The organism is Pseudomonas sp. HPB0071 (assembly GCF_000478505.2).
In the GTDB taxonomy this organism is placed as follows: domain Bacteria; phylum Pseudomonadota; class Gammaproteobacteria; order Pseudomonadales; family Pseudomonadaceae; genus Chryseomonas; species Chryseomonas luteola.
Genome location: NZ_KI517367.1, coordinates 1,850,420 through 1,873,144, shown reverse-complemented (window position 1 = coordinate 1,873,144; position 22,725 = coordinate 1,850,420). Strand labels below are relative to the sequence as shown.

General features: G+C 57.8%; 16 protein-coding genes and 1 pseudogene. All 17 read right to left on the bottom strand.

Annotated features, from left to right (window positions below):
• Positions 1-133, bottom strand: a pseudogene (locus HMPREF1487_RS27285) (IS5/IS1182 family transposase); the annotation flags it as partial.
• A 54-nt stretch (positions 134-187) separates the two neighbouring features.
• Positions 188-2,254: a hypothetical protein gene (locus tag HMPREF1487_RS08835; RefSeq protein ID WP_010796287.1), complete on the bottom strand. Its 2,067-nt coding sequence runs from the start codon at positions 2,252-2,254 to the stop codon at positions 188-190.
• A 49-nt stretch (positions 2,255-2,303) separates the two neighbouring features.
• Positions 2,304-4,334 carry a type VI secretion system Vgr family protein gene (locus HMPREF1487_RS08830; RefSeq protein WP_010796286.1) on the bottom strand — a complete coding sequence of 677 codons (2,031 nt, stop codon included), beginning with the start codon at positions 4,332-4,334 and terminating at the stop codon, positions 2,304-2,306.
• Positions 4,335-4,475: 141 nt separating this feature from the next.
• Positions 4,476-5,462 (bottom strand): serine/threonine-protein kinase, encoded by a 987-nt coding sequence (locus HMPREF1487_RS08825; protein ID WP_037030602.1) that lies wholly within the window; start codon positions 5,460-5,462, stop codon positions 4,476-4,478.
• Between the two features lie 11 nt (positions 5,463-5,473).
• Complete coding sequence (locus HMPREF1487_RS08820; protein WP_010796284.1) at positions 5,474-6,211, bottom strand: PP2C family protein-serine/threonine phosphatase; 738 nt, start codon at positions 6,209-6,211, stop codon at positions 5,474-5,476.
• Positions 6,212-9,745 carry a type VI secretion system membrane subunit TssM gene (gene tssM / locus HMPREF1487_RS08815; protein ID WP_010796283.1) on the bottom strand — a complete coding sequence of 1,178 codons (3,534 nt, stop codon included), beginning with the start codon at positions 9,743-9,745 and terminating at the stop codon, positions 6,212-6,214.
• 19 nt (positions 9,746-9,764) lie between these two features.
• Entirely contained in the window at positions 9,765-10,640 is an 876-nt protein-coding gene (gene icmH, locus HMPREF1487_RS08810; protein ID WP_010796282.1) for a type IVB secretion system protein IcmH/DotU, read from the bottom strand.
• Between the two features lie 2 nt (positions 10,641-10,642).
• Positions 10,643-11,974, bottom strand: a complete 1,332-nt coding sequence (tssK, locus tag HMPREF1487_RS08805; protein ID WP_010796281.1) for a type VI secretion system baseplate subunit TssK — start codon at positions 11,972-11,974, stop codon at positions 10,643-10,645.
• Between the two features lie 4 nt (positions 11,975-11,978).
• On the bottom strand, positions 11,979-12,452 hold the full coding sequence (tssJ, locus tag HMPREF1487_RS08800; RefSeq protein WP_010796280.1) for a type VI secretion system lipoprotein TssJ: 474 nt from the start codon (positions 12,450-12,452) through the stop codon (positions 11,979-11,981).
• Positions 12,453-12,457: 5 nt separating this feature from the next.
• The gene (gene tagH / locus HMPREF1487_RS08795) at positions 12,458-13,675 is read right to left on the bottom strand and encodes a type VI secretion system-associated FHA domain protein TagH (RefSeq protein ID WP_010796279.1); all 1,218 of its coding nucleotides are present in this window, start codon (positions 13,673-13,675) and stop codon (positions 12,458-12,460) included.
• 18 nt (positions 13,676-13,693) lie between these two features.
• Complete coding sequence (locus HMPREF1487_RS08790) at positions 13,694-13,828, bottom strand: hypothetical protein (protein WP_010796278.1); 135 nt, start codon at positions 13,826-13,828, stop codon at positions 13,694-13,696.
• 61 nt (positions 13,829-13,889) lie between these two features.
• A complete protein-coding gene (locus HMPREF1487_RS08785; protein ID WP_010796277.1) occupies positions 13,890-15,395 on the bottom strand; it encodes a sigma-54-dependent Fis family transcriptional regulator in 1,506 nt (501 codons plus the stop codon).
• 10 nt (positions 15,396-15,405) lie between these two features.
• Positions 15,406-18,012, bottom strand: a complete 2,607-nt coding sequence (tssH, locus tag HMPREF1487_RS08780) for a type VI secretion system ATPase TssH (RefSeq protein ID WP_010796276.1) — start codon at positions 18,010-18,012, stop codon at positions 15,406-15,408.
• Positions 18,013-18,023: 11 nt separating this feature from the next.
• On the bottom strand, positions 18,024-19,031 hold the full coding sequence (gene tssG, locus HMPREF1487_RS08775) for a type VI secretion system baseplate subunit TssG (protein WP_010796275.1): 1,008 nt from the start codon (positions 19,029-19,031) through the stop codon (positions 18,024-18,026).
• A complete protein-coding gene (tssF, locus tag HMPREF1487_RS08770; protein ID WP_010796274.1) occupies positions 18,995-20,812 on the bottom strand; it encodes a type VI secretion system baseplate subunit TssF in 1,818 nt (605 codons plus the stop codon). The genes tssG and tssF overlap by 37 nt, the downstream gene beginning before the upstream one ends.
• Before the next feature lie 9 nt (positions 20,813-20,821).
• Positions 20,822-21,229, bottom strand: coding sequence for a type VI secretion system baseplate subunit TssE (gene tssE / locus HMPREF1487_RS08765; RefSeq protein ID WP_112297931.1), 408 nt, complete (start codon positions 21,227-21,229; stop codon positions 20,822-20,824).
• An 11-nt stretch (positions 21,230-21,240) separates the two neighbouring features.
• Positions 21,241-22,716: a type VI secretion system contractile sheath large subunit gene (gene tssC, locus HMPREF1487_RS08760; protein WP_010796272.1), complete on the bottom strand. Its 1,476-nt coding sequence runs from the start codon at positions 22,714-22,716 to the stop codon at positions 21,241-21,243.
• Positions 22,717-22,725: the final 9 nt, after the last annotated feature.

Sequence of the window (22,725 nt, the reverse complement as noted above, 5' to 3'; positions counted from 1 at the left end):
GGTAGTGTGGCTCGATCAGGGCAATCAATCCCTTCCACGGCACCACCTGATCCATCTCGATCAGGAACAATTCCTTACGGGTCTGCTTGCGCTTGCTGGCGTACTCGGCGTCGGCGAAGGTCATCTGCTTCATGGAAAAACTCGGCTGGCGGGATCGGCGTATTTCACCAGATTCGGGAAGTCTTTTTCAGACCTTCCCTAGAGTAATAGCGTTACTTTCAAAAGTATTGAAGTTATCTATTAATCCCGCTATAGATATGTGCCAGGTCACGGGGTTTTCAAGGTTATGAATAGTAGTTAAATCATTTTCTTTATTTTGAATTGAGTTTACTTGGTGCCACCAAGATAACTGCTCTATACGTTCTTTTTCCGTACTCCAATCACTGTTCTCTTCTCCTAATAGCATTATAGAATCTATTTCTTCCCACTTATTTTTTTTCCAAAACCATTCGCTTTCGTATTTTGTTATAAGTTTATAGATGGATTGAGAGAGCCACGCTTCTTTCAGCGCTAACTTAGTTTCAGTAGGAGTAAAAGCCTTATCGTTATTTAGGTCTAGTATCTTGTATAGTCTTTCTTTTATAGGTCCGCTTTCAGAGTATTTGATGTTTGCTGAATAACTGGCTTGTTCAATTTCATCGATTTGATTTGTGTTAGTTAAATGACTGGCCAGGTGATCTAGGTTAGAAGGAGTTTCTCTAATAAAGTCAAATCCTTCCCATTCCCAAGGACTGTGACGCGTAGTAAGTTCGGACTGTTCTGTAAGCCATCCACTAATTTTATTTCCCTGCTGGTCCGCTAAGATATTATCTAGGCGCCACCAAGTTCTGGTTTTGCTAGTTTTACTACCCGGTGATGTTTCGGTTACCGTGATTTTTCGATCTTGGGGATAATTATTGAGGACCTCAAGATTAAAGATCATGTCTACCCCAATTACGGTCCCTGTATCCGAAAGCTTGGGAGGATTAGACGCGCTAATATCAGAGCGATGACTTATTAATTTACTAGCCTCCTTATGAATCTTAAGTAAATTCTTTTTATCATCAGGAAGGCTCGCTGCTGCAGCTTTGGTCTTTTCTATGAACGCAGGGACGTCCTCACAGCTAAACACTTCCAAATGGAGCATGGGTTCAGCGGCAATATCATCGTGGTTTTGATAGATACCTAAATGTCCTATGATTTCTCCGGCCCTTATAGGGTGGGGCGAATCCAGAACATGAATATCATTTAGCGTAGGCGGGATTCTACTGGCCTGCAGACATTCTTTATATACATAACCACTAATATTCTTTATGCAGTCTTCTTTAAGGGGAAGGATGTTTTGACCTGAAATAAATTCTTTGATCTTGCAATAACGACCAGTATCTGTTTCTAAAGTAAAGGTTACATCTACAGGTATTAGTCCTGTAAGCAGTTTTTTATCTGCACCTGTGGCAGCCTTACGTATGTTTAGTCCTTTCTGGGGTGCCAGTGTCGGCTCAGTGTCATTAGCCTTGACGCCAACCAAACGCTCATCTGAAACATCGGTATGGTCAAGCTGGCCCTCAAATACCCAGCACTCCTCATCCAGATTAATGGCGGGTAACGCTTGTCCTTCCAAGATACTAATCAAGCGGTACCATTTATTATTGGTCGCGCTTTGCTCACCTAGCTTGACTCTAGTGCCCTTAGGTAGGACAGCCTTAATCTGGCCGTTTCTAGGTGCTGTGCGTACTCGTAGCCCCTTAACCACGTCAGTCGCTTTATCCGCCTTTACGCTATATACGGCTTTGTTAAGAAAGTTAGGCGGTGTAGGTGCGTTTTCTTTTGTATAACCTGCCCAATCCAATAGATGCATGTACAGGCTGTAAAAGATTAAAGAGGGTTGTTCTGTTGGGGTATTGGTAGCGTTTGCTTGTTCATTTAATTTAGGCAGCTCTAATTTATGTCTGACCAGAACGAATCCGGTAGAAAATAATTTTTCACCACTGCTGAAATTTGACTTTTTGTATGTGTCGTCGACTCGATAAGCAACTACTTCACCATCTGCAATGCAGCGGATGGCAGATTGATCTAGAGAGGCGGCAGTACCACTGTCGAAATGGACACCACCATGCCATAAACCATTTTTACCAATCGGATAATAGCCGCCCTTAGCTTTCGCCAGAGCATCAAAGTACTGTAGTGGGTCAGTTACGGGCTTACTGGATTGGCCTTCTTCTCCCTTTAAGTTAAAGGGATAGCTCCACTGTTGAACGCTACTTAATTCTGTCACTTGTATTACCTACAATCCATGTACTATCTGATAGGTTTGCTTGTTTCTATCAGCTAGAGAAATTCAACATTCGTTTGGGCTTGCGTTTAATCTTTTCGGATTCGTTTACTAAGGCTTGAGTGAGTAATGCCCCAGCCTTATCTACATCCGCCTCGCCCGGTAAGCGCGGAAGCTCAATCGCAATACCTGAGCCGTTGCTGGCTGAACCACCCGCATTGATTTTGGCCATGGGACCAATGATCGTGACACCGCTGGGGTCTAGCTTGATGAAGCTACCGCCTGCCTTTAGGCTGAGTTCGATTCCCGCTTCGATGACCATTTTCTGACCAGCCTTTAGGTGAATTTCCCGGCCGGCTTGGGTGAGTTGGGCTGTTCCCAAGTGGACATGCTGGTTCTGCCCTACGGTGAGGTGGTCGTTGGTCTTGACCTCAACCTTGCGGTCCGCATCCGTGGTGCGGTGCTCCTCCGCCTTGTATTCCGTGTAGCTGTTGGCCTCGACAATGTCGTGTCGCTCATGCCCTACGCGGATCTTCTGGTCGTGCTCGATGTTCTCGTCCCAGTCCCGCTGAGCATGAACATAGATCTGTTCCTGACCTTTCTTATCCTCAATGCGCAGCTCGTTATAGCCACCGCCGCCCGGTGTGCTCAGGGTCTTGAAGACGCTGCGGGTCTTGTTGGCCGGCAGGTCATACGGCACCTGATGTTCCATGTGGAACAGGCAGCCCGTGACCAGGGGCTGGTCCGGGTCGCCTTCCAGGAAGGTGACCAGTACTTCCATGCCGATGCGAGGAATGGCGATACCGCCGTAGCGATCACCCGCCCAGCTGGACGAGACGCGTAACCAGCAGCTGGTCTGCTCATTGGCCTGACCTTCGCGGTCCCAGTGAAACTGTACCTTGACCCGGCCGTACTCATCGCAATGGATCTCTTCGCCCTTGGGTCCAGTGACCACCGCGGTCTGGCTGCCCAGGATCTTGGGCTTGGGGTGCTCAAGCGCAGGGCGGAAGAGCACGTCCCAGGGCGTCGCTGTGAAGCGGTTGCGGTAGCCCTGGGTAAAGCCGTCGTGCTTGTCCACATCGCTGGTAACCGACTCTTCCAACACCTGTGGCTGCTTGCCCTCATGCCAGAGGCCGGTCAGTAGCCATAGCTGGTTCCAGTCGCGGCGGGGATGCTCGGACAGTTCCAGAAAGTGACCGGTCACCAGCTGGGGTTGATCGCTTTCACCTTCGGCCAGCTGATAGTCGCTGCGGTGACGCTCAAGGGCGCGCTGGGCGAGGTGCTTGCCGCGGGTGCGATCGGTAAAGCGGCCCGGGTAGTCATAGTCTTCCAGGTCGGGTTTGGCGTCACTCTTGTAGGCCGCTTCCATTCGCAGTCGTGGCTGCTCGAAGTCATAGTCGCGGCGGGAGACACGGGCGGTACGGGTTTCCAGGCGTACGCCAAAGCGCTTGACTACCGGCTCGTCTGCTACAAGCCCCGAGCCCTGTACATAAGCAGTCGGTGGTGTGAGCTTGGGAAAGCCGGTCTGGTCATCACCAAACACCAGGACGTGGTTATCCTGGGTATGCTCGAAGTGATAGTGCAGGCCTTCCTCTTCGCAGAGCCGCTGAATGAAGTGCAGGTCGGTCTCATCGTACTGGACGCAATACTCGCGAGGCGGATAGACCGTAGGCCCCAGCTGGAAACGGTAGGCGTCCGCCAGGATGCCGTGGTCTTCGAGCACCTGGGCGATGATCTGCGGGACGGTGAGCTTCTGGAAGATGCGCTGGTTGGTACGGTGCGCAAGGTAAGTCAGACGCGGCACCAGCACGACGTGATAGCGGGTGAGGCGCTTGCCGGCATCGCCCTGGCCGATCTGGTAGAGCTGACCATGCACGCCGTTACCGCTGGGCGAGAAGGCCAGAAAGGCGCGCTGATGCAGCAGGGCCTCAAGGTCGAGGTCGGGGCGTTCGCTGACCAGTTCGAGGTCAAAGCGAAAGGGCTGGCTGATCGACTCCTGTCCCGTAAAGCTCAGGACTTGGAAGTCGGTATCAACGCCATCCAGAACCAAAGAAAAATGCGTTTCGTTGGCTGCGAAAAACACAGGCGCCTCCTTGCGTCTGATAGGGAGCGAATCATGTGATCTAGTCGGCTTTTACTCAAGCCCGCCGCTCAACGAAACAGTGATTGCTTCACGTTTCTTGAGCAGCAGCCGACGTAAGTCAGCGTTGTGGCTACGAACGGTCTAGGCGGACTGGCGAAGACCCAGCCAGCGACCCAAGGTAGAGGCCTGTTTAACATGGCGAAAACCCTCCAGCAGACCATTAGCATCGATCTGACGATCGGGCTCTGCGAACTGCAGCCCCGTTCGCAACGCTTGCCAGCACGGCTTTGGTAGTTGGGCAGGAGGTGTGAGTTCTATTTGCATGGCACGTGCCTGTTTCGCACTGAGGCGCCGATAGGGATGCTGACCAGTGGCCAATTCATACAAGACACAGGAAACGGCATATACATCAGCCGAGGGCGTCAACGGTGCTCCATCCAACAGTTCAAGGGAGGCATAACGTGGTGTCCAGGCGGTAAAGCGGCTTCGCGAGAGGCGGGGCAGGCCGGGCAGCACGCCTTCTACCGGCTGACCAAGACCGAAGTCGAATAGGCGAAGGCCGTCTTCGGCCAGGATGACATTGCTTGGCTTGATATCACCATGCAGAACTCCCTGACTATGGGCAAAGGCCAATGCCTCCAATAGCGGAATGGCAATGTCTCGCAGCGCCTCCCAGCCCAGGCCTTGTGGGTGATCACACAGCAACTTGTCCAAGGTCAGACCCCGGAGCATTTCCAGCGTTATGTAGGCACGCTCGCTTTCCCGATCGATATCAAAGCCATGCAGGCGAACAATATGGGGGTGACGGAGGCGGGTTGTCAGGGCGAACTCGCTGTAGAGCAATGCACTGGCATCGGGATATTCCGCAAAGTCCTCGCTCAACGTTTTGATGGCTACAAAGGGTTCGGGGTCGCCGTACTGTTCGCGCATCAGGTCGCGTGCGCGGTAAACCGCGCCCATACCGCCTACACCTAATAGGCGCTCCAGTTTGTAGCGTCCGCTGAGCACATCGGGTAACGGCTTTACGCCGTGAGCCCTGGGCAGGGTTTCCGATGCGGAAGGGGTTTTGTTGGCGAAGGCGAAATAGGTCAGCTCGTCTTCGGCAGCTGCCGCGTTGAGTTCGTCCATGAGGTACATCCTTACTCCTGTCGACGGATGACGATGGCGGTCAGGTTGTCGCGTGCGGGGCCTAGCAAGGCAGTATCGAAAAGCCGCTCCAGGGCAACCTGGACAGACGGCAGGGACAGCGCCGCACCGATCGCGTTCTGACTGATTCCTTTGTACAGGCCATCACTGCAGAGAAGCATACTGTCGCCCGGCATCAAGCTGAATTCAAGAATGTCGAGCGCCAGCGTTTCATTGGCGCCTATCGCCTGGGTAAGGGCGTGTGCTGCAGGATGGCGAGCAGCCTGTTCTGGCGTCAGTCTTTCTTCATCGATCATCCGCTGTCGTACCGAATGATCCTTGGTAAGTTGATAGAGCCTACCGCTACGCCAGAGATAACACCGGCTATCACCCGCCCAGACGCAGGCCGCACGTTCTTCGTCGCACAGCAAGACGACTACCGTGCTTCCAATAATGGTGTCCGTCTGGTCGGCCATGACCGTGAGCTCCTGGTTCAGCCGCCGGTTGAGCCAATGAAGGCACTGGCGGATCTGTTGCAGGCGTTCATCGAAGCCTGCGCCTACGGGGAGCTCTGCCAGGCTTTCGATAATGAGGCGGCTGGCCAGATCACCTTGGCTATGACCCCCCATGCCATCTGCAACAGCCCAGAGACCTTGCTCAGGGCTGTCCAGAAAGGCATCTTCGTTACGCGCTCGTACCTTGCCGGCATCGGTACGGGCTGCGCTGCGCCAACGTGTGGCAACGTCACCCATTTAGAGTGACGCCGGCAGTTTGAAGCCGCGCAGGTTGCCCACGTCGAACGGATTCGGCGAACGCTGGCTGAGCAGCAGATAGCTGGCATGCAGACCTTCCAGATCTGCCTTGACCATGAGGGCGTCCCGGCTGCCGTTCTGCTCAATCTTCATGGCATCTAGCATACGGAACAGGGACCAGGGACCGCTGTTCTGCTCGACACCCACACGGCGACCATTGAGCTCCTCCAGCACGAGGCTGACGCGGCTCTCGTCATTCTCGGCGGGCCAACGGAACGCTGTCTGCACGATCGGGCCATGACGGTATTCCATCTGGTTGTTACCGATGCGCAGGTTGGCACGGGTCAGACTGGAATCCAGTGAGTAGGGCTCAAGCTTGAACATGACCTGCGGCTCCGCCGGATTCTCGGCAAAGAAACTGCGGCGAATCGTCTGGACCCGACCCATCTGAGCGAGGAACTCGCGGGACAGCGGCAGGCTGTGCCCGTCGATGCTACGCAGACGGTAGTTGCCGGAATCACCACTGACGAAAGGCTTCAGGTAGCTGTCAAAGAATTTGTCCGCAACGCCCTGCATCTTGAAGAACTCACGGAAGTCCGCAATGGCTACGTCGCTCTCGCTGTCAGCTTTGAAGGGATACCGCTTGTTCAAAGCATTGTTGTAGAACGAATACATCTCGCTCTGGTAGCGCTGGTTCAGGTAGTCATAGGCATCGTTAAGCACCATCATCCAGCTGTCGTCCGCCAGCAGGCTCAGCCAGTTGTTTACCGGCTGCGGCAAGCGATTGGCCGCGTTGCGCAGGCTGTTGATGGCATCACGTTGACCTGCCATGCGATCACGCGCCATTTCAAAGGCGGCCTGCTCGGGGGCGCTGGCATGGGCAAGCCCTGCCATTTGCAATTGAAGGTCGTTCAGTGCAGCCATGACCGGAACCATATCGGCCGCTGGGCCGCCGTTATCGTCCAGCAGGCGATGCAGTGGCTCGAAGCGTTTCTGCAGCGCTTTCTTGGCCGTATCCGGCAGGTTCTTGGCTAGCGCGTCGCCCGCCTTATCGGCAGCCGCGCTGGCCAGTGCAGCGGCTTTGGCCAGCTTCGCATTACCCTTTGGTGCGGCCTCTGCAATGGCAGCCGCTGCATCGTTGCCGCCAGACTGGAAGCGGGTGTTGTCGCGAATCTCATTGAGTACTTGCAACAGCGGTGAGTTGGAGGCTGTCAGCGCTGAGAGCTGCATGGCACCCTGATTCGCATCGCCAATCGGAGCCAGTACCAGCTGAGTAACTGCTTCGCTCCAATAGTTGGCGTAGTCGTTGAAATACAGCTGTTCCAGCTCAACCATCAGGCGCTTAAGGTCCATACCGGAGAGACCGTCGCTTTCGCCCAGTACCCAGTTGTCTTCAATGATATTGCGGACCAGGTTGATGCCTTGGGTCGTAAATGTCTGCTCGTAACCTTTCTGCGTGTAGAAGCCGGGAATAGCATAGTCTGCACCGCCGTACACGGCACCCTGCGGACCCAGGTGTTGGCTGAAGCGGTATGCCGGCAGGCTGCTCGCCTGATCACGCAACATGCGGTACACCACGTTGGCCAGTGATTCGCTACGCAGGATCTGACGGGCCTGGGCAACGAGTGCATCGTTTAGCGGATAGCGGGTAAAGGATTGCTCCAGGAGGCGGGCAAAGTGGGAGTTGAGCCCATTCTGGACCACGGTGTCGCCGCTGTAGCGGGTCGACCAGTCAGCCGCTACCCAATCCTTCAGGAATCCATTGTCGCGCCGTTCTTCCAGGTTCAGCATCAGGTAGGCGCGCAGACTGCCTAGCAGGCGTTCGCGGTCGTTGAGGTTGGCATGGATCTGCTCTTCCAGCTGGCGCGCCACACGGGGCAGCAACTGATCTACCAGTTCCTGATGATAGGCCTGTTGCAGGGTTGGACGAGCCTTATTGCCCTGATACAGACCGCTGCGTTCATGCAGTGCTACATCGCTGGCAGCTGGAAAGACATTGGCTGCGACATAGGCGCTATCCAGGGATTTCAGCGCTGCCATGGCATCATCGGAGGGTGTCAGCGTCTTGTGCTGATCATTCAGCTGCTGACCCAGGGTACGCAACTGTTCGAGACGGTCATGGTTTGCACTGAATCCTGTGGCCCACAGTACACCGAACAGGCCCAGGCAGGCGGCAGCGCCTGCATAGAGGCCGCGCTGGCCCCAACTGATACGCGACGTTTCACGCTGATCCAGACCTGCCAGGTCGGCTTCCGGGAAGATGACGCGACTGAGCAGCTGGTGGATAAAGCGAGAGTGGCCGGTGCGGTAGGTCGGCAGGGCATTGCTGGGCAGGCCCAGGTTACGGCCGATGTTCATTGTGCTGGGGTCGAGGCTGTTGACCAGCTGTGGAGCGCTGGTGAGGTAGAAGCCACGTAGCTGGCTGGCACGCTGATAACGGTTTCCAGAAAACGCCAATTCGACGAACAGGCACAGACGCTCACCGATCAGTGCCAATTGGTGAGGAAAGTCGAGGATACGACCACGGCGCAGGGTATCGCGCTCCTGGTGGATACGCTGAATGACCTGCGTATTCAGACGGCGCAGCAGTTCTTCGAACTCCTGGCGAACCACTGCCGCGTCTGTAGCATTTTGTTCCTTGCGGAAGCTGGTACCAAAGACCTGCTCGCTTTCCTCACGGGACAACTGGTCGAAAAACTCTTCAAAGCCCAGTACCTGGTCTGCTTTGCTCAGGACAAGGTATACCGGAACGTCGACCTTCAGCTGCTGATGGATGTCGTGCAGGCGAGCACGAATCTGGCGAGCCAGGGTTTCCAGTTCGATTTCGGTACCATTGAGCAACTGATCGACCGGTACGGTAACCAGTACGCCATTGAGCGGGCGTGCGCGACGGCGGCGACGCAAAAGCGTCAGCAGCATTTGCCAGGTGCTGGCATCTACAGCGGCATCCGGCTGGCTGAGGTAGCGGCCTGCGGTATCGACCAGGACACCGTGATCGGCAAAGTACCAGTCGCAGTGGCGGGTGCCGCCGACATCCTTGGTCAGGCGGTTGGCGTCACGGTTAAGCGGAAACTCAAGACCGGAGAAATCCAGAAGGGAGGTCTTGCCACTGCCCTGGGGGCCGATCACCAGATACCAAGGCAATTCCTGTTTCCAGCGTTCGCTGCGGGCGCGGTACAGGCTGGAGCTTTTCAGCGTTTGCAATGCATCCTTGAAACGACTGCGCAGCTCCTGTTGCTCTTCAGTGATCTGCTCGTGGCGACGCAGGCGCTCCTGGCCATCCTCGGTCTCGAGGGCGCGCTTTTTACGCACGCCGCTGCGCCAGCTGACGAATACAATGAAGAGGCCCCAGCAGAGGAATAGGGCACTGAGAGTGACGAGCCGCGTGGTAGCCGGTGCCCAGAATTTATGATCGGCAACGGCCAGCAACGGGCCGACAAACCAGACCAATAGAGCCAGAACCAAAACCAGGGTCAGACTCCAGACCCAGGTCTTACGGAAAATAACCGCCAGATTGCGGAAGAACTGTTTCATTGCGCAAACATCCCTGTCGTCACGTATTTGGCTCGGCCATCTTGGCCGTAGTCAGCTGCTCGTATGGCTGCAGCACGCTTTCGCGTTGCTCGCCCAATACCCAGGCGAAGCCACCGTATAACACACCCAGGCACATCAGGGTGAACAGGGCGACCAACCACCACGGAACAATGCGTACAAGGCTGCGGCGACCATCCTGCAAACCTTGCCAGTGGGGCGACAGCTCACGGGGAATATCGCCACGCAGCTGACGAATCTGCCGGTAAACGCTGTCGCGGATCGCTTCAAGTTCCAGCATGCCGCGGGGCAGGACCCGATACTTGCCCTCAAAACCCAATGCAAGACACAGGTACATGAGTTCAAGCATCTGGAGATGTTTGACGGGGTTGCGCGTCAGACGCTCCAGCAACTGGAAAAACTTCTCGCCACCAAAGGTCTCGTTGTGAAAGGTGCTCAGAAGGCTCATTTGAGACCATTCGCTTTCATTGCCCCACGGTGTTGTGACCACGGCTTCGTCGATGACGGTGCACAGCACATAACGCGCTGCCATGACCTGGCCGCTTTCAGCGCCTTCGCCAAAGGCTCGATGCTCGAACAGTTTGATGGCAGTCGTAAGGCGCTCTTTCAGGGCGTACAGGTCTTCGGCGTGATAGCTGTGCTTTAACTGAACTACTTCGGACAGCAGGCCGGAGGCGGCAGCAATTAGCGGGTTCACGCTCAAGTTGAAGCTTTCCGCCGGACGCAGGCGGGCCGCATAGATCATCCGTTCTTCCAGCTGCTCAACGCGAGGCGAGTCGGCAAAATCGGTTAACGGATTGTGGGCCGAGCTCGCCGTACCCTGGCGGCTCAGCACAACGGTTTTATCATCCTGACCGTAATCGTGATCCTTGATCATCGTCAGCTCCTGACTGCCCAGAATTTGAGTTCGAGCCCGGGAAAATCACCGGACACGTGAATGGCGAAGCCGCCCGACTGCTCCAGTTGCGCCTGTTCGTCGGCACTGAGTTCGAGGGCGAAGTAGGTTTTGCCGGAATGGAACGGAATCTGCCGCGGCGCAACGGGCATGGGCTTGATCCGGATGCCGGGCAGGTGCAGGTTGACCAGCTGGCGGATACGCTCGACCGGGCCGATCTTCAGATGAGCCGGCAGGCGCTGGCGTAGCTCTTCCGAGTCGCATTGCGCACTGGCCGCCAGCACGAAGGAGGCGGAGGTGATGAGACTGTGGTCGTGCAGTGGCGATACCTGAATGCCGTACTGACGCTGCTGCAGGATCAGCTCGACCGCATGCTGCTCCAGCACCATCGACAGGACATGGCGCAGCGAATCCATCAGCTTGCGAAAGCTCTGTGCCTGATCGCTGTGCTGATAGCGGTTATCCAGACGCGGGCGCTTGGTTTCGTTCGAGAAGGTGGCCAGTTCACCTAGAAGACCAAGTAATTCGCGGAAGATTGGTTCAGGATGCAGCTGCTCAAGTGTGAGGTAGTGGCGCAGGGTCGGCTCGTAGCGATTGATCAGCTGGAGCATCATGAAGTCGCCCACTTCCGCGGTGCCTAACTTGCCGGTGGCGCGGATACGCTCGGCCAAGATGTCGCCCCGGTGGGCCAGCATGCTGATGACCTCCTTCAGGCAGGACAACAGATAGTCCGAAGCATGAACATGAAGATAGGTTGGGGTGAAGTCCCCATCCAGGCTGATGACGCCGTCCGGCGTTGTGTCCAGCACTTCACAGACCTTGAGCCTGACGAAGGCTTCATCATTGGATCGCTCGCCAAGCAGCAGCTTGAAGTCCGGGCGACCGCAGCTGACCTGACTGATAATGCTCTCGCCAGCGTTCGAGTCAGCCACTTCCGCCTCATAGGCACGGTAGCGAGCCAACACATCCTTCTGCTCGGGACGGCGTGTCTCGACATGGTTGCCCGTGACCAGCGGCAGGGCTAGATACACGGAGGTGCTACTAGTATTGGCGGGAATGTCCAGTGCCAGGGGCTCGCCCTCGCTGGTCAGCTCAAACAGCGTGCCATCCGGCAGAACGCCGGAGGCCTGGCTGATCACGAGTTTGCCCATGCTCAGAAACTGGCGATCAATGACCAGATTGAAGAAGCCCCAGGCATAGCTGCCCAGTTGGCGTGTACGTGCCTTCAATTGATCATCGTGATACCGATCGCTTTGCTGGAAGTGCTGTGGGCGCAGCAGCATACCTTCCTGCCAGATCACTTTATGTGCAGTCATGGGATCAGTCCTTGGCCTTTTTTTCAGGCGCGGCGGAGTGAATGCCTTCGGCATCCAGGGATAGATCCGCACGGGTGATCTGCTTGGCCGGAACTTCAATCACGTAGCGCCATTGGGTTTCCGGTAGATCACGGTACGCCGCCAGCACACCAACATAGCGGCTATCGTTCTGGACGGATAATTTCAGGTCACGTTTCTCGCCCGGGCGCAGCTCGATCTCTTCGGAGGCGACTAGATCCGGCGACAGCGCTTCGCGCGGGCGCTCGTATAGCGAGAAGAAATCCGCGTTCTGGAAGGCAACCGGATGCTTGAGTTCGATCAGGCGGATCACGATAGGCGAGGGACGACCATTGAGGTCCGGGTTCAGGGTATCGCTACCCGACAGGCTCAGGTCGAGCTTGGACATATCGGAGCTCAGGGACGAGCAGCCTGTCAGGGTCATGGCGGCCAGCAGGGCCAGGGGAGCGAAGCGGATCATGGGTTTCATCCTTGAAAATCGGTGTTGAGCGTTGCGATCAGACGGACCTGCTCTTCATAGGCAGTAGCGAAATCGCGGGCGAACAGGCGCTCGCTCCAGTCTCCATCCTGACGCAGGCTGTGGTGATGACGACGATATGCACGCCAGCGGCTGCCGGCGGTAGCGAATAAAGGTTTGCGGCCCTCGCGCTCGAACCGCAGGGTCAGCTGCTCAGGGTCCAGTTGATCCAGCGTCGCCTTGACTACCGCGCGACTGGCAGCAAGCAGGGCAACCTGATGAGCCTGAAGGTCCCGGTAGGCACGGGTGATGGCCTGATCTGCCGGTAGCTGGCCGGGCTTGTCGCCCTTGAGCATGTGTCCCAACGTTTCAGTGCTGTCAGCGCCATGCTTGAGCGGATTATTACCGGCACTCTGAACGGTCGTAAGAGACAGGCGCAGCTCGTTCTTCACCTCGCTGCGGGTGCGCAGGGTTTGTTGCAGCCCATTCATGCTCTGACGCAGCAGACGCGCCGCATTGAGGGCCAAGGCTTCGCGTGCTTCGTCGTCCAGGCTGGACAGATCCAGGCCAAGCGCCTGACCGTAGCGGTCCCAGAACTCCTGTGATTGCCGCTTGGGTGGCGCCGCCCGTACCGGTTCCGGCTGTGGTACTACTTCCGGCTCAGGTATGGGAATCAGCTTGGGTACGGTCAGGCTTTCCATATCGACACGGGCATAGTCGGCACGGGATTCATCGACACGCGGACTTACCAGGCTGGATAACTCGTCGGGCTCCGTATAGCCCTGATCCTGACGGTCGAGGGCCGTAAGCGGGTCCAATTCGAGAAAGGCATCATCCGGGATCAGACCATTGGCGCTGTTTGCCGGCATGGGGCGGCCCAGGTCCAGATCGAAGCGCGAAGGGTCTTGCAGGAGGCGGGCACGGATTTCGAAATCGCCCAGGCAGAACGTGTTGCCGTGTTCGATACGATGGGGCTGGCCTTTGACCAAGCGGGCGCCGTTATCCTTGAGCGTGATGCCGTTGCTGCTGGTATCCGTGAGATAGAACGCGTCGTCACGGTAGCTGACCAGTGCATGGTGGCCGGACAGGACGCGATTACGATCCGGGATCACCCAGTCGCTGTCCTCGGCGCGGCCAATGATGCCGCCGACCTGTTTGAAGGTTCGCGTCGACAACATGCCGGGTACGAATTGCTGGGCGCTGACCAGATCAAAAACCAGTTCCATGGTGATGTACTCCTTGCGTCAATTGCCGCGGTTGAGTGCTTTCGGGTCGCCAAGCGGGCGATAGTCCTTATCGGTGCTCTTGGGGTTGCTGGAGCAGCCAGCCACGCCCAGCGTCAGGGTCAGTAGAGCGGCGATCCAGAGTCGAGTGGGCATGTTGGCTACCTCAAGTGATGCGTGTAGGGGTGTGAAATGGGTAAAACGGGCATGGACCGGCTCATAGGTCAGTCGGGCTGATATTCAGCCGCTCCATGCGGTACAGCAGCGTGCGGCGTGGCAGACCAAGCTCACGGGCAGCGTGGGTCTGGTTGCCGTTGTTCTTGCGCAGGCAGTCAATGACGAGTCCGCGCTCCAGCTGGTCCATCCGCTCGCGCAGGGTCAGGCCGACTTCCGGGGTCGTCTCCTGGCGCAGCGGAAAATGTTCGGGTCGTAATTCATTGCCATCGCACAGCAGAACCGCGCGTTCAACGAGGCCTTTGAGTTCCCGGACATTGCCTGGAAAGGCATAGCCTGCCAGACGATCCAGGGCGGCTTCTGTCCAGCGGCAGGGCTCGCGCTGCAAAAAGGAGCAGGCGTTCTCGGCAAAATGGCGGGCCAGCCGGGGAATATCGTCGCCACGCTCACGCAGTGCTGGCAGCTCGATGGGGAAGTGCGTGAGGCGGTAATACAGATCCTCTCGGAAATTGCCCTGTAGCACCTGGTTGTAGAGATCGCGATGGGTCGCGGCAATGATGCGAACATCGACCTTGTGTGTCTCGGTAGAGCCGAGCGGGCGCACTTCGCCTTCCTGTAAGACGCGCAGAAGCTTGGCCTGGAGCGTCAACGGCATATCGCCGATCTCGTCCAGAAACAGGGTGCCGCCATTGGCAGCGTCAAACAGGCCTTGGCGATCCCGGTCGGCACCGGTAAAGGCCCCTTTGCGGTAGCCGAACAGCTCGCTTTCGAGCAGATTTTCCGGCAGTGCCGCACAATTCTGAACCACGAACGCCTGAGTACGGCGAGCACCACAGTCATGAATCGCGCGGGCAACCAGTTCCTTGCCTGTGCCGGTTTCGCCGGTCAGTAATACCGTGACCGGGTTATGCAGCACCTTACCGATCAGCTGGTATACGCCACGCATCGCGACGCTGTCACCAATCATGCCGTATCCACTGGCGCACGGCTTGACCGACTCGACTACCGGAGCGGTTTCCGGCTCGGATGTCTGCAGGCGCTGCAACAGGTTGAGCTGAGCGATGGCAAAGGTGCCCAGCGGCGAGAGCAGGCCACTTAAGGTCTCCAAGTCGCGGGTACGGTGTGTCGCGCATACCATGACACCTTGTACGCTGCCTTGTGCATCGGCCAGCGGCAGGCACAGCAGGCTTTTCCAGGTATAACCTGCTGGTAGAAAATCGACGGCATGCAGGCTGGGGTGAAGCTCGGTCAGAGCCAGCGGACGATTCTGGAACAGGCAGTACTGCAACAGCTGGCCGTCGTAATCGGCGGGCAGGCTATCGTCGTGGCAGGACTGACGCTGCTCATCCAGCCAGGCTGCTGACAGGTTCAGCGACGTATGCGTGGCGTCCAGAAGATACAGCTGACAGAGATCAGCCTGAGAGAGCTGGGCAGCCGCTTCGATCAGCTCTCCCAGCAAGCTGTCGCGACTGGCCTCCTGTGCCAGACGCGCGAAGCGCTGAAGCAACACTTCGGTCGGGCGCAGGGGCTGAATGGCTTCGGGAAGCATTGCGACCACCTCAGGCAAACTCACACATGACCGCACCATCGCCATCCAGCGTGGCGTGTACGCGGGTCAATGTTTCCCCTGCCGCCATGGCTTCCAGCAAACGGTCGGCAATGCGGGGCAGCAGGTGCTGATCAAGCAGGTGATCGATCAGGCGGGCGCCACTGTCGCTTTGGGTGCAGCGTTCGGTCAGATGATCGACCAGCGCTTCACTGTGGCTCAGCGTCAGCTGACGGCGGGCCAGACGCAGGCCGAGGCGCTCCAGCTTCACGCCTACCAGCTCACGCAGCACGTCGCCACCTACGGGGTAGTAGGGGACAACGCGCATACGGGCCAGCAAGGCCGGCTTGAAATGGCGGGTCAGTGCAGGGCGAATGGCCTGTTCCAGTTCATCGACGGGTGGACGCTGGCCCTCTTCGCACAGGCTGGCGATACGGTCGCTGGCCAGGTTGGAGGTCAGCAGGAAGAGAACATTGCGGAAATCGATCTCGCGGCCTTCGCCGTCATTGGCAACGCCTTTGTCGAAGATCTGATAGAACAGGTTCAGGACGTCCGGATCGGCTTTCTCGACCTCATCCAGCAAGACGACAGAATAAGGCTTCTGACGTACAGCCTCGGTCAGCATGCCACCCTCGCCATAGCCAACATAGCCGGGCGGTGCGCCGATCAGACGAGAAACTGTGTGCTTCTCCTGAAATTCGGACATGTTGATCACAGTCAGGAAGCGCTCGCCACCATACAGCAGGTCCGCGAGCCCCAATGCCGTTTCGGTCTTGCCTACGCCACTGGGCCCTACCAGCAGAAATACACCGACAGGTGCATCGGGATTGTTCAAACCCGCGGCGGCTGCGCGCATGGCCCGATTGAGCACCTCAATGGCCTGACTCTGGCCGCGAACGCGTGCGCCCAGATCATCGGCGAAGCGGGCAACCTTGGTATTGTGCTCGCGGGCCAGCTGGGACAGGGGTACGCCTGTCCAATGGCTGATTACTTCGGCTACCAGACGCGGGCAGACCTCAAAGCTGACCAAGCGCTCTTCCGCCTGGGCGGCTGAAAGCTCAGCCTGAACGGCTGCCAGCTCCTGCTCCAGTGCGGGCAGGTCAACTTCTTCGGCTGTATCGCTTTCGGCAGCTATGCTGCCTTGCTTCATGCGTGCTTTTGCGCACTGCTGGCGAAGCGTCAAAAGGCGAGTGGCCAGATCACGCTGGGTGCTCCAGCGCGTCTCCAGTTGCGCCAATTCGTCCTGGGCTTCCGCCAGACGGTCTTGCAGACGGTTCAACGCTTCTCCGTCAATGGCAAGGCCGGACTCCTGATCACGGCTCAGCGCAGCAAACTGGTGCTCGCCCTGGGCGATTTCGCTGCGTAGGCGCTCGACGGCTTCTGGCGCAGCGGCCAAGCTGATACGGACTCGGGCGCAGGCAGTGTCGAGCACATCGACCGCTTTGTCGGGTAGCTGACGTCCGGCCAGATAGCGTGCGGACAGCTCCGCAGCAGCCACGACGGCATCGTCACGCAGGTAGATGCCATGACTTTTCTCATAAACGGAAGCCAGGCCGCGCAGGATGGTAACGGCTTCTGTAACAGTCGGCTCCAGCAGCTTGACCGGCTGGAAACGGCGCGCCAGGGCCGGGTCCTTTTCGAAATACTTCTTGTACTCGCTCCAGGTCGTGGCGGCCACGGTGCGCAGTTCGCCACGCGCCAGCGCAGGCTTCAACAAGTTAGCCGCATCAGAGCCACCTGCCTGGCCGCCGGCACCAATCAGGGTATGGGCTTCGTCAATGAAGAGGATGATCGGTTTGGGCGACGCTTTGACTTCATCAATCACGCCTTGCAGGCGGCGCTCGAATTCACCTTTGACACTGGCGCCAGCCTGTAGCAGGCCCAGGTCCAGGGATAGCAGCTCGACACCTTTAAGAGCTTCCGGCACTTCACTGGCGACGATACGCAGCGCCAGACCTTCGACGATAGCAGTCTTGCCCACGCCCGCTTCGCCCACCACGATGGGGTTGTTCTTGCGGCGACGGGCCAGGATATCGATCATCTGACGAATGGATTCATCGCGGCACAGGACTGGATCGAGCTTCCCATCACAGGCCTGCTGCGTGAAGTTATGGGTAAAGCGTGCCAGGAAGGACTCACCGGAAGCCGCTTGTGCCGAGGCAGCCTGCGGCTTCTGGGACTGGGCATAGTCGCGTAGACGCTCGGCATCAAGCTTGGCGATTAAGGGCTGGTACTGCGTACCCGCATAGCGCATCGGATTGCGCAGCAGAGCCAGGATAAGCGCGGCGGGGTCGATGTGGCTCTGACCCAGCTCCAGGCTAGCCACCAGCAGGGCATCCTGAAGCCACTGCACCAGCTCCGCTGAAAAGACCGGATTACGGGACTCGCTGGCTTCTCCGCGAGGTTGCAGAGTGCGCGCCAGCTCACCCGATTCGACGCCTGCATCCTGCAGGGCGCGAGCCAGCAAGCTGTCGGTACGCTCCAACAGATTTAGCATCAGGTCTTCGACCAGGATCTTGCTGCCCCCACGGGTCAGGCAGCGTTGGGCGGCCTGTTCCAGGTCGCGGCGGGTGTCGGCATCCAGTGCCTGTACCAACTGTTGCAGGTCAACGTTGATCATGTCATCAGTCCTTAATGAGTCTTGCCGGCCAGCGTTACGACGCCGTCCGCATGTTCATGGCCAAGCCAGCTGGTCCAACCCAGGCGGCACGGGTTCTCGGCGCCAAGCCGCAGCTCGCGGATGGCATCGGTGCGCAATTCCAGACGCAGGTCGTAGTCCAGCGGATCGCGCAACGTGAAGCGCACCAGGGCGCATAGCGGCGCATAACCTGCGCCAATGGGAAGAAATTCGTGGAAGCGGTTCCAGTCCAGCTCGCGAATATGAATACGAAACTTGCCGCTGCGATCACGCACCTGCTGCCCCAGCACCAGGTTCTCACCCAGGGTGCTGTTGCCCAGGCCCAGGCGGTTCTGTTGATCGGTAGAGATCTGCACCTGACGCTCGATGCACTGCTCGATATGCATGGCGGCATGCTTGAAGTAGTAGCGCAGCACTGCTTCGATCAAGGCCGCCGAGTGAGCGCGCAGGCTCAGCAGGCCCAGATAGGGCAGCAGGCGTTTCCAGTTGAGTTCCTGCGACTGGCGAATCGTCTCTCCACGCAGGCCGATCAGGGCGAACAGCTGTGCGGAAAAGTTATCCACAGCGCCACGTTGAAAGCTGGCGTTGTATCGATATTTACGCCAGATCGGCAGCAACAGGCGCTGGAAGCGATGATTGAAAAGATCCAGAAACTCGCGGGTCGGATTACCGGAGGGGCCATCCCCCAATGCCTGCTCGCTATAAAACGCAGGCAAGGGCGAGCCGGCACCCGCCAAGCTGACCAGGTTCAGGCGCATCCGCGCGCGCATCTCACCGTCTTCTTCGAAGAACTCGATACGATCGATGTCGCTACCCGGAAAACCCAGGCTTGGGTTGGCCTGAAATTCGAGGCGGTCATAGAGCGCTTCGTCATCCAGGCCGGGATTGTTCTGTCTAAGCTTTTCCAGTACCCGCTGTATGCCCTGGAAGAGGGTGTACTCACGGATACCGCAGCTCAGCGAGCTCAAAGCAAGGGCTGTTGCCCCATGCGCGGCGTCCATTGGTACACCTCTCCTTGTGTGCTTTTCACGCGCAGCTCATGGTAGGAATTGAGGCTGGCGTACAACGCGAAAAATTCATTGAGGACCGAGGCGAAGACAAACAGATCGCCTTCGCCCAGAAAGCCTTCCGGGTCCATGGTCAGCTCGGTGCTGATACCGCGAACGGGTAGTCCACGGTGGAGTCGGTCAACCGGCTTGTGGCTGATGCTTTTTAGGGCACCTAACTGGCGACGGCTGATCTTTTCCGCATGCTGGTCGTAGTAGCGCGGCAGGTCGTAAGTTTCGAGAATCACCTTGAGCGCCTCTACATCGGAGAGCGACAGGTAATTCAGCGACATATTGGAAATGAGCTTCCACAGGAAATCACGCGATAGGGGCGGCGCATAGCACGGTGTCGCGGTAGTGATATTGCGAAAGCTCAAGAACTCCGGCGTGTCTTCACTAGGCAGGCAGATGTCGCCCAGCTTGAGCTGCAACGGCAAGTTCTGGTTGGTGCAGACAAGCTCGATAGACAGCGTCTCGTGACGCTCCTGGGCTACGGCATCACCAAAGCGACTGCCTGACTCTTGGATGCCAAACGATAGATACGTGTCGACGCCGTCATGCAGGATCGAGGTGCGCTGGCGCACGCTGTAATGCGGGCGCGCCTTGGGCACATCGAAGCTTGCATCGTGCTCGAAAGATTCGAACGGCACATAGTCTTCATAGCCCATGCCGCCGGGTCGCCAGCCGGTCACGCGCTCAACGGAATAGACGCCGCAGTGCTCGGTATCGTATTCGGCCGGCAGCAACAGGTACTCGTCCTGCTTGCCATCCAGGCGGATGGGGAGGGCGTCATGGTTGAACAGGTTTACGATCGGCGTGCAATAGAGGCGTACGTTGTCACGGGTGGGGCGAAGACGCTGGCTGCCCACCTTGCGCAGATCGAAGCGTAGCTCCAGGCCGCGCGTCTTCTTGATGATCTCTTGAGGCAGCGCATTGACGATGCTCAGCCCATCAAGCTCGACGAACAGGAACTTGTCCTGGAAGGCAAAGTACTCCTGCAGGAAGCGGTAACCCCGAAAGGTATTGTGCGGGTAAGGGATCAGCGCTTCTTCCTCGTCGACACCTACCGCACGCAGTCGATCAGCACCCAGCTTGAACTGGATTGGCGTATCGTCGGGAGACTTGACCGGCTTGTTGTCGGCATCCAGCGGTATCAGCTGGACACCTTCCAGATGACGCAGCAGTGCCAGGTATAAGGTCTGACTGATGTAACGCTCTCCGGCCAGATGCAGGCGTAGGCGTTTGAGGCCGATATCGCCCAGGTGGCCTTCGGCGCTCAGGGTCAGGCGCAGGTTGAGCAGGGCACCTTCGCCTTTAGCGGAATACTCCAGTGCGGACAGGTCCAGCGGTAGCACGTCCGTAGCAAAACAGGTCCGGAAGCGGCAGCTTACGTCCTGTACCGGACGCGCTTCCACCGGCGTGTTGCGTGCAACGGTAATGGCTCCACCGGGACGCTTGAGCGGGTCGAACTGAAGCATGCTGAACGCCGGTAGCGGGCGCATGTAGTTTGGCCACAGCAGGTGCATCAGGGAGTGGGTCAGCTCTGGCAGCTCGTCGTCGAGCTTCTGGCGCAGGCGTCCAGTCAGAAAGGCAAAACCTTCCATCAGGCGCTCGACATCCGGATCCCGACCGCCCTGACCCAGGAACGGTGCCAGGGCCGGGCTGCGCTCGGAGAAGCGCTTGCCCAGCTGCCGTAGCGCGGACAGCTCGCTCTGGTAATAGTGATTGAACGACATGTGCTTTCCTTAGCTGACCTTCACTTGTCCGCTGCCATCCAGGCGTGCGGTAAAACTGACCTGCTTCTTGATCCCGTCCACGTCCAGCCAGCCTTCGAGAATAAAGCTCAGGGTCAGCGGATCATGACTGCGGGGCAGGGATAACACTCGAACGCTGAATAAACGGGGCTCGTAGGCGTCGATAAAGCGTTCGATAGCGACACGCGCCTGATTCAGCGAATCATGCAGGGACAGACGCATGTCGTTCAGATCGGGCAACCCGTAGTCGGGCTGCGTTTGCACGCTGCCCGCACGGGTGCTGAGCATTTTGGCCAGATGAGAGGCGACCGATGCCGTAACGGCTTGCTCCCGGGTCAGGCGGGCACGTTGATCCGCTTCCCCGGAAAGACGCTCGAACAGACTGCCGTAGCTCATCACCTGGCTCCTGCTCACTCTTTGTCCAGCTTGCCAACCAGGGACAGTGTGAAATCCGCGCCCATGTACTTGAAGTGCGGACGCACGCTCAGGCCGACACGGTACCAGCCCGGCTCGCCATCCACCTCGGTGACCTTGATACTGGCAGCGCGCAGAGGACGGCGACCGCGAACCTCAGCACTGGGGTTTTCCTGGTCGGCCACGTACTGACGGATCCACTTGTTCAGCTCAAGCTCAAGGTCGGTACGTTCCTTGGTGCTGCCCAGCTGCTCGCGCTGCAGGACCTTCAGATAGTGCGCCAGACGGCTGACGATGAACAGGTAGGGCAGTTGGGTGCCTAGCTTGTAGTTCATCTCGGCGTTCTTGCCTTCTTCGCTGTTACCAAAGAACTTCGGCTTCTGTACGGAGTTGGCAGAGAAGAATGCCGCGTTATCGCTACCCTTGCGCATGGTCAGCGCGATGAAGCCTTCCTCGGCCAGCTCGTACTCGCGGCGATCTGAAACCAGCACTTCGGTCGGAATCTTGGTCTCGATTTCACCCATGCTTTCGAAATGGTGCAGGGGCAGGTCTTCTACCGCGCCACCGCTCTGGGGGCCAATGATGTTCGGACACCAGCGGAATTTGGCGAAGCTGCTGGTCAGGCGAGTCGCGAAGGCATACGCGGTGTTGCCCCACAGGTAATGCTCGTGGCTGCTGGAGACGTTTTCCTTGTAGACAAAGCTCTTGACCGGGTTTTCTTCCGGGTCATAAGGCGTACGCAGCAGGAAGCGGGGCAGGGTCAGGCCTACATAACGGGAGTCTTCCTGCTCGCGGAAGCTCTGCCACTTGGTGAATTGCGGGCCCTCGAAGTGATCTTTCATGTCTTTCAGGTCGGGCAGACCTGTAAACGCCTCTAGACCAAAGAACTTCGGACCGGCTGCCGCAACGAAGGGCGCATGCGCCATGGCCGCAACGCTGGCCACATGCTGCATGGTCTTCACGTCTGGAGAGCTCGGGTCGAAGAAGTAGTTGGCAATGATCGCGCCAACCGGCTCGCCACCGAACTGGCCGTATTCGGCTGTATAGATGTGCTTGTACAGGCCGGACTGAACGATTTCCGGCGAGTCCTCGAAGTCTTCCAGCAGGTCCTGCTTGGATACGTTCAGGATCTCGACCTTGTTGTTCTCACGGAAATCGGTGCGGTCGACCAGCATCTGCAGACCACGCCAGGAGGACTCCAGCGATTGGAACTCGGCGTGGTGAAGGATTTCGTCCATCTGGCGGCTGAGCTTGGCATCGATCTCGGCGATCATGCGGTCGACCAGGGCCTTCTTGACCGGCTCTTTTTCGTTCTGCGGCTTGAGCAGCTCTTCGATGAAGGCAGATACGCCCCGCTTGGCAATGCCATAAGCTTCGTCATCAGGTGTGAGCTTGGTTTCAGCGATGATACGGTCAAGAATGCCGGCTTCGCCTGTTACTTGAGTCGCTTCGAGAGCGGTATTGGTACTCATCTGAACTCT

Bases quoted from the DNA above. Each gene is read 5' to 3' on its own strand.
- HMPREF1487_RS08825 (WP_037030602.1), bottom strand. From the start codon at position 5,462: ATGGACGAACTCAACGCGGCAGCTGCCGAAGACGAGCTGACCTATTTC.
- HMPREF1487_RS08820 (WP_010796284.1), bottom strand. From the start codon at position 6,211: ATGGGTGACGTTGCCACACGTTGGCGCAGCGCAGCCCGTACCGATGCC.
- tssM (WP_010796283.1), bottom strand. From the start codon at position 9,745: ATGAAACAGTTCTTCCGCAATCTGGCGGTTATTTTCCGTAAGACCTGG.
- icmH (WP_010796282.1), bottom strand. From the start codon at position 10,640: ATGATCAAGGATCACGATTACGGTCAGGATGATAAAACCGTTGTGCTG.
- tssK (WP_010796281.1), bottom strand. From the start codon at position 11,974: ATGACTGCACATAAAGTGATCTGGCAGGAAGGTATGCTGCTGCGCCCA.
- tssJ (WP_010796280.1), bottom strand. From the start codon at position 12,452: ATGATCCGCTTCGCTCCCCTGGCCCTGCTGGCCGCCATGACCCTGACA.
- tagH (WP_010796279.1), bottom strand. From the start codon at position 13,675: ATGGAACTGGTTTTTGATCTGGTCAGCGCCCAGCAATTCGTACCCGGC.
- HMPREF1487_RS08790 (WP_010796278.1), bottom strand. From the start codon at position 13,828: ATGCCCACTCGACTCTGGATCGCCGCTCTACTGACCCTGACGCTGGGC.
- HMPREF1487_RS08785 (WP_010796277.1), bottom strand. From the start codon at position 15,395: ATGCTTCCCGAAGCCATTCAGCCCCTGCGCCCGACCGAAGTGTTGCTT.
- tssH (WP_010796276.1), bottom strand. From the start codon at position 18,012: ATGATCAACGTTGACCTGCAACAGTTGGTACAGGCACTGGATGCCGAC.
- tssG (WP_010796275.1), bottom strand. From the start codon at position 19,031: ATGGACGCCGCGCATGGGGCAACAGCCCTTGCTTTGAGCTCGCTGAGC.
- tssF (WP_010796274.1), bottom strand. From the start codon at position 20,812: ATGTCGTTCAATCACTATTACCAGAGCGAGCTGTCCGCGCTACGGCAG.
- tssC (WP_010796272.1), bottom strand. From the start codon at position 22,716: ATGAGTACCAATACCGCTCTCGAAGCGACTCAAGTAACAGGCGAAGCC.